Raw genomic sequence first — 5973 nt, forward strand, 5'->3', positions numbered from 1 at the left:
GACGCGTCAACGTCCTCTGGGCCCTCATTCGTGACGGGAAGCACTACGAGCATGCACTCCCCGTCACATCAGCTGCTTGACAACAACATTAGGAGGTGAAGTTCTGGTCGATCAGCAGGTGCAGGACGTTGACGTGGAAGTCGGGGAAGTCCATCGGGACGATGCCGTAGCGGGCGGGTCGGCCGGCGTGGGCGGTGAGGTAGGGGTACACGGACTGGTCCATCAGGGTCTGTTCGGCGCTCTTGGGCCAGTAACCGCCCGCGTAGCTGAGGAAGTTGACGTACATCTGGGGCGAGCCGGGGTCGGCGGCGGCGGTGTCGAACTGCTGGGTGATCGCGCGGCCCTTGACCCGGAGCGGGAAGAGCTGGTCGGTCTGCCAGAGGTCCTGGGTGCGGAAGTAGGCGTTGCTGCCGCTGGACCACTGGATCACGCCCCAGTCGTTGGCGAAGTCGGCGACCAGGACGATCCGGCCGCGGGCGGTGCCGAGGGTGGGCCAGCCGGAGAGGTGGAACAGCGGGCGGTAGCCGAGGTCGTCGAGGTAGTGGTTCACCCGGCGGCGGAACTCGGCGGGGTCGAGCGCCTGGCCGCCCGCGTTCTCGTTGCGCAGCCGCATGACGACGGTCTCGCCCCGGTGGGCCGTCAGGAAGGCCCGGCACTGTCGAGGACGTCCTGGAGGCGGACGTACTGGTAGGCGTCGGAGTGGTAGACGCCGAGCTCGTCGGCGGTGCCCTGGAGGCCGTTGCAGCGGATGTCGAGGAAGCGGACGCCCTGGGTGAGCTGCTCGGGGACGCCCCAGTTCTGGGTGTGCGACCACTCGGTGCCGTGGGCGGGGTCGGTGCAGCAGGAGTCGTGGGTGCCCGGGACGGTCAGGCCGAGCAGCGGGCGGGCGGCGTCGAGGCGGCCCATCCAGTCGGCGGTGGGCTGCCCGCCGGGCGTGCTGCCGGTGACGGCCGCGGCCGCGGTCCCGGGCACGGCGCGGGGCGTGACTGCGGCCGCGGTCCGGGTCGCGGTCTCGGTCGCGGTCGCGGCGCGGGCGGTGGCCGGGAGGGCCAGGGCGCCGAGTGCGCCGGCCAGGGTGGCGGCGGTTCCGGTGAGCAGTGTGCGGCGTGCCACGGTCATGGGTGCGCTCCCCCGGTCCGGCCGGTGCGACCCGGCCCGAATGTTGTCCGGTTCATGCCCTGATTGCCGGACGGGCATGCGCCCCGGCCCGGGACGGCGGCCGCCGTGCCGAGGGAGCGGCCGGGGGCTACGCCTTGCGCAGGTTCGGGGCCGGGGCGTCGATCAGGAGGCGGCGGACGGCGTCCCAGGCGGCGTGGAGGGCGGCGGTGCAGGTGCGGGTGTCGGGGCCGAGCAGGCGCAGCCAGGCTCCGCTGTCGGCGGGGAGGGTGGAGACGCCGTGCAGCAGGTCGTGGGGGGCGAGGGCCTGGTGCAGGGTGTCGGCGATCCGGGCGGCGGGGGCGAGCGGGCTGAGGACGTGGAGGGTGGACATCACGTCGTGTCCGGCCAGGACGGCCGGTCCGGTGACGCCGCCGCCGGGGCTGCCGGTGGGGATCAGCCGGACGGTGTCCAGGGCCAGCAACTCGCCGTCCGGGCGGCGCACTTCCAGGTCGGAGGCGAGGACCTGGTAGGCGTGCCGTTCACCGCGGGCGAGCCGGCCGGCCAGGACGGTCTCGCCGGCCAGCACGGTGGCGGACGGGTCGACGGTGAGGACGGTGCGCTGGTAGAGGCGGGAGTCGACGAACGGGATGACCGGCTCGGGCAGGTACTCGACGTAGGCGCGCGGGCCGGCCGTCAGGTTGACCAGCTGCGTCGCGTAGTCGTGTTCCATCCGGTAGACCTTGGTGGCCGCCTGGGTGGTCAGGTGGACGGCCGTGTCGGCGCCGCAGTGCAGGTCGGTGCGGAGCCGGTCGGCCTGCAGGATGCCGCCGCCGGTGGACATCAGGAAGGTGACGGCGAGGTCGGGCCGGGCCGGGTCGAAGTACAGCGGGCGCATGATCTGCAGCGGCGACTTCTGGTAGTGGCCGGTGAGTTCGGTGCGGCCGCCGACCTGCTCGAAGGCCAGTTCCAGCAGGCCGACCTTGCCGGGGCGCCCGACCGCGAGGGTGTCGGGCGTCCCGGCGTAGCGGCGGACCTCGGGCGGGACGCGGGCCGGCTCGTAGTGCCGGGGGTCGAGCCGGGATGGCGCTTCGGGTGGCGCTTCGGGCAGTGCTGCGGGCGGCACTGTGGACGGGGCTGCGGGCGGCCGGGTGGGCGTCACGCGGCGGCCTTGCGGAAGGTCTCCAGGAAGGCGGCGATCTGCTCCAGGCCGTCGCCCGTCAGGCAGTTGGTGAGGACGACCGGGCCGCCCTCGCGCACCCGGTGGGCGTCGGACTCCATCACGCCGAGGTCGGCGCGGACGTACTGGGCGATGTCGATCTTGTTGATGACGAGCAGGTCGGACTCGGTGATGCCGGGGCCGCGCTTGCGGGGCATCTTCTCGCCCTCGGCGGTGTCCAGGACGAACAGGAAGAGGTCGACCAGCACCGGGCTGAAGGTGAGGGTGAGGTTGTCGCCGCCGGACTCGTAGAGCAGGGTGTCCACGTCGGGGAAGCGTTCGAGGAGTTCGGCGCCGGCGGCCAGGTTCATCGTCGGGTCGTCGCGGACGGCGGTGTGCGGGCAGGCGCCGGTCTCCACGCCGACCACCCGTTCCGGGTCGAGCACGCCGGCCAAGGTGCGGCGCACGTGCTGGGCGTCCTCCTGGGTGTAGATGTCGTTGGTGATCACGGCGGGACGGTGGCCGCGGGCGATCAGCACCGGCACCAGCGCCTCGATCAGCGCGGTCTTGCCGGAGCCCACCGGGCCCCCGATGCCGACCCGCAGGACGTTCTCGGTCGCGTTCTCGGTCGCGTTCTCGGTCGCGTTCTCGGTCCCGTTCTCGGTCGCGTTCTCGCTCAACTTCTGCTCCTTCGTGGTGGTTTCAGCTCATGAACAGCCGGGCCTCGGCCCGTTCGTGCCGTCCGGACATCGCGTCGGCGACCGGCACGCAGCCGCCGAGGTCCGCCAACTCCCGTACCAGGGCGGCCTCGACGGTCTCCCGGATCACCGGGGCGGCGCCGCGCAGCAGTACCTGGGCCTTGCGGTGGTCGGTCAGCCGCAGCCGCAGCGCGGCGCCGGCGAAGCTGGTGCAGAACGCGAACAGGTCGCTGGTGACGGCCCGTTCGACCGGGACGCCGGCCGCCGCGTGGGCGACCCCGGCGGCCACCGGCTGGCAGCCGGGGGCGCGCTTGGCGGCGACCAGGGCGGCGTACCGCTCCAGCGCCTCGCCGCCGATCGACTCCCTTGCGATGTCCAGGAGTTGACGGCCAGTCCGGGTGGCGGCCAGCCGTAGTTCGCGGTTCAGCCGGGTGGCGTGCAGCCGCCGGTCGGTGGCGGCCAGCAGCTCCCACTCCCCCGCGGCGGCGGCCCGGTGGGCCAGGACGAGGGCGGTGGCGTCGGACGGGCCGACGCCGTGCCGCAGCAGGTCGGCGAGCAGGTCGGGCAGGGTGTCGGGGGTGACGGCCTTGGCCTGGGCGTAGCCCTCCAGGCCGTGCGAGAGGGTGTAGAAGCCGCTGGGGAAGGCGGAGTCGGTGAGCTGGAGGCAGACCAGCAGGGCGTCCAACTCGGCGGCGGTGGCGGTTGGGGTGGCGGCGGGGGCGGTGGGAGCGGTCCCGCCCACGCCCACGCCCACGCCCACGCTCGTGCTCGTACTCGCGCTCGTGCTCGTGCTCGTGTTCGCGTTCACGCGAGGTAGAACAGGTGGTTGAGCGGCAGTTCTCGGGCGGGTTCGATGGTGGCGGGCTCGCCGTCCAGGGTGACCTTGTAGGTCTCCGGGTCGACCTCGATCCGCGGCAGCGCGTCGTTGCGGACCATGTGCTGCTTGCCGACCGAGCGGCAGCGGCGCACCGGCAGCACGGTGCTGCGCAGGCCGAGTTCGGCGGGGACGCCGAGGTCGACGGCGGCCTGCGACATGAAGGAGACCCGGGTCGCCTGCCGGGCCCGTCCGTACTGGCCGAACATCGGCCGGTAGTAGACGGGTTGGGGGGTGGGCAGGGAGGCGTTGGGGTCGCCCATCAGGGCCCAGTTGATCATGCCGCCCTTGATCACCATCTTGGGTTTGGCGGCGAAGGAGTTGATCGGCCAGAGCACGATGTCGGCGAGCTTGCCGGGTTCCAGCGAGCCGATGTGGTCGGCGGTGCCGGAGGCGACGGCCGGGTTGATGGTGAGCTTGGCCAGGTAGCGCAGCACCCGGAAGTTGTCGTGCCGTTCGCTGTCGCCGGCCAGTTTGCCGCGCTGGTCCTTGCAGTGGTGGGCGGTCTGGAAGGCGCGGGTGAAGGACTCGCCGATCCGGCCCATCGCCTGCGAGTCGGAGGAGAAGATCGAGATCACGCCCTCGTCGTGCAGCACCGTCTCGGCGGCGATGGTCTCGGCCCGGACCCGGGAGTCGGCGAACGAGACGTCCTCGGGGATGCTGTGGCTGAGGTGGTGGCAGACCATCACCATGTCGAGCAGTTCGTCCACCGAGTTGACGGTGTAGGGCAGCGTCGGGTTGGTGGACGAGGGCAGCACGTTGGGCTCGCCGGCGATCCGCATGATGTCGGGGGCGTGGCCGCCGCCCGCGCCCTCGGTGTGGAAGGTGTGGATGGTGCGGCCGTCGATCGCGGACAGGGTGTCCTCGAAGTAGCCGGACTCGTTGAGCGTGTCGGTGTGGATCGCCACCTGCACGTCGTACTCGTCGGCGACGCTGAGCGCGCTGTCGACCGCGGCCGGGGTGCTGCCCCAGTCCTCGTGCACCTTGAGGCCGCAGGCGCCCGCCTCGACCTGTTCGCGCAGCGCGCCGGGCAGCGCGCCGTTGCCCTTGCCGAGCAGGCCGACGTTGACCGGCAGGTCCTCGACGGCCTGGTACATCCGGTGGAGGTTCCACGGGCCGGGCGTGCAGGTGGTGCCGTTGGTGCCGTCGGAGGGGCCGGTGCCGCCGCCGATCAGGGTGGTGATGCCGTTGCTGAGTGCCTCCTGCACCTGCTGGGGGGCGATGAAGTGGATGTGCGTGTCGATGCCGCCCGCGGTGGCGATCAGGTGCTCGCCGGAGATCACCTCGGTGCCGGGACCGATCACCAGCCGCGGGTGCACACCGCCCTGGGTGTGCGGGTTGCCGGCCTTGCCGACGGCGACGATGAAACCGTCCTTGACGCCGATGTCGCCCTTGACCACGCCGAGCACCGCGTCCAGCACCACCACGTTGGTGATCACCAGGTCGAGCGCGCCCTGGACGGAGGTGGCCGCCGGGTCCTGCGCCATGCCGTCGCGGATCGCCTTGCCGCCGCCGTACACGGCCTCGTCGCCGTAGTGGCCCTGGTTGAAGTCCCGTTCGACCTCGACGACCAGGTTGGTGTCGGCGAGGTGGAAGCGGTCGCCGACGGTCGGGCCGAACAGGTCGGTGTACTGCTTGCGGGAGAGGATGGCCATCAGCGGTCGCCTTCCTGGCGGTCGGGGGTGGTGCCGGGGGTGGTGCCGGAGGTGGTGGAGCCCTTGAAGCCCTGTTCGGCGGCCCGGCGCAGGGAGCGGTCGCGGGTGGCGGGGGCGGTGACGCCGCCGTCCACCAGGTTGGCGAAGCCGACCAGGCGGCGGTGGCCGCCGAACTCGGCCAGCACGACGTCCCGGGTGTCACCCGGCTCGAACCGGACGGCGGTGCCGGCCGGGATGTCGAGGTGCTTGCCGAAGGCGGCCGCGCGGTCGAAGTCGAGGGCCCGGTTGGCCTCGAAGAAGTGGTAGTGCGAGCCGACCTGGATCGCCCGGTCACCGGTGTTGCTGACCGTGACGGTGGCCTTGGCGCGGCCGGCGTTGATCTCCACCGGGTCGTCGCCGTACAGGTACGTGGCGCCACCAGACATGGCTGCCCTTCCTCTCTGCCGGTTCACTGCGGGGGTGTCGGGGGTGTCGGGGGGGGTCAGTGGGTGT

The 5973-nt window shown here is 72.3% G+C and carries 7 protein-coding genes; all 7 read right to left on the reverse strand.

The genetic code is table 11. The features are described from left to right. Positions 1 to 88: 88 nt before the first annotated feature. The 7 genes from IH44_RS43490 to IH44_RS0138785 all read right to left on the reverse strand — a co-directional run bounded on the left by IH44_RS43490 (position 89) and on the right by IH44_RS0138785 (position 5906). On the reverse strand, positions 89 to 613 hold the full coding sequence (locus IH44_RS43490; protein ID WP_051818243.1) for a hypothetical protein: 525 nt from the start codon (positions 611 to 613) through the stop codon (positions 89 to 91). 26 nt (positions 614 to 639) lie between these two features. Further along, positions 640 to 1119, reverse strand: coding sequence for a hypothetical protein (locus tag IH44_RS43495; protein WP_051818247.1), 480 nt, complete (start codon positions 1117 to 1119; stop codon positions 640 to 642). Between the two features lie 127 nt (positions 1120 to 1246). Next, on the reverse strand, positions 1247 to 2206 hold the full coding sequence (locus IH44_RS0138765) for an urease accessory protein UreD (protein ID WP_030464559.1): 960 nt from the start codon (positions 2204 to 2206) through the stop codon (positions 1247 to 1249). 47 nt (positions 2207 to 2253) lie between these two features. Then, complete coding sequence (gene ureG / locus IH44_RS0138770; RefSeq protein WP_198545115.1) at positions 2254 to 2934, reverse strand: urease accessory protein UreG; 681 nt, start codon at positions 2932 to 2934, stop codon at positions 2254 to 2256. A 22-nt stretch (positions 2935 to 2956) separates the two neighbouring features. Continuing rightward, positions 2957 to 3712 (reverse strand): urease accessory protein UreF, encoded by a 756-nt coding sequence (locus IH44_RS0138775; protein WP_369795052.1) that lies wholly within the window; start codon positions 3710 to 3712, stop codon positions 2957 to 2959. 44 nt (positions 3713 to 3756) lie between these two features. Continuing rightward, positions 3757 to 5481: an urease subunit alpha gene (gene ureC / locus IH44_RS0138780; protein WP_030464562.1), complete on the reverse strand. Its 1725-nt coding sequence runs from the start codon at positions 5479 to 5481 to the stop codon at positions 3757 to 3759. Then, a complete protein-coding gene (locus tag IH44_RS0138785) occupies positions 5481 to 5906 on the reverse strand; it encodes an urease subunit beta (protein ID WP_030464563.1) in 426 nt (141 codons plus the stop codon). Before IH44_RS0138785 ends, ureC begins: the two co-directional genes overlap by 1 nt. Positions 5907 to 5973: the final 67 nt, after the last annotated feature.

It is taken from the genome of Kitasatospora sp. NRRL B-11411 (genome assembly GCF_000721345.1).
GTDB lineage: Bacteria > Actinomycetota > Actinomycetes > Streptomycetales > Streptomycetaceae > Kitasatospora > Kitasatospora cineracea.

Bases quoted from the DNA above. Each gene is read 5' to 3' on its own strand.
- IH44_RS43490 (WP_051818243.1), bottom strand. From the start codon at position 613: ATGCGGCTGCGCAACGAGAACGCGGGCGGCCAGGCGCTCGACCCCGCC.
- IH44_RS43495 (WP_051818247.1), bottom strand. From the start codon at position 1,119: ATGACCGTGGCACGCCGCACACTGCTCACCGGAACCGCCGCCACCCTG.
- ureC (WP_030464562.1), bottom strand. From the start codon at position 5,481: ATGGCCATCCTCTCCCGCAAGCAGTACACCGACCTGTTCGGCCCGACC.
- IH44_RS0138785 (WP_030464563.1), bottom strand. From the start codon at position 5,906: ATGTCTGGTGGCGCCACGTACCTGTACGGCGACGACCCGGTGGAGATC.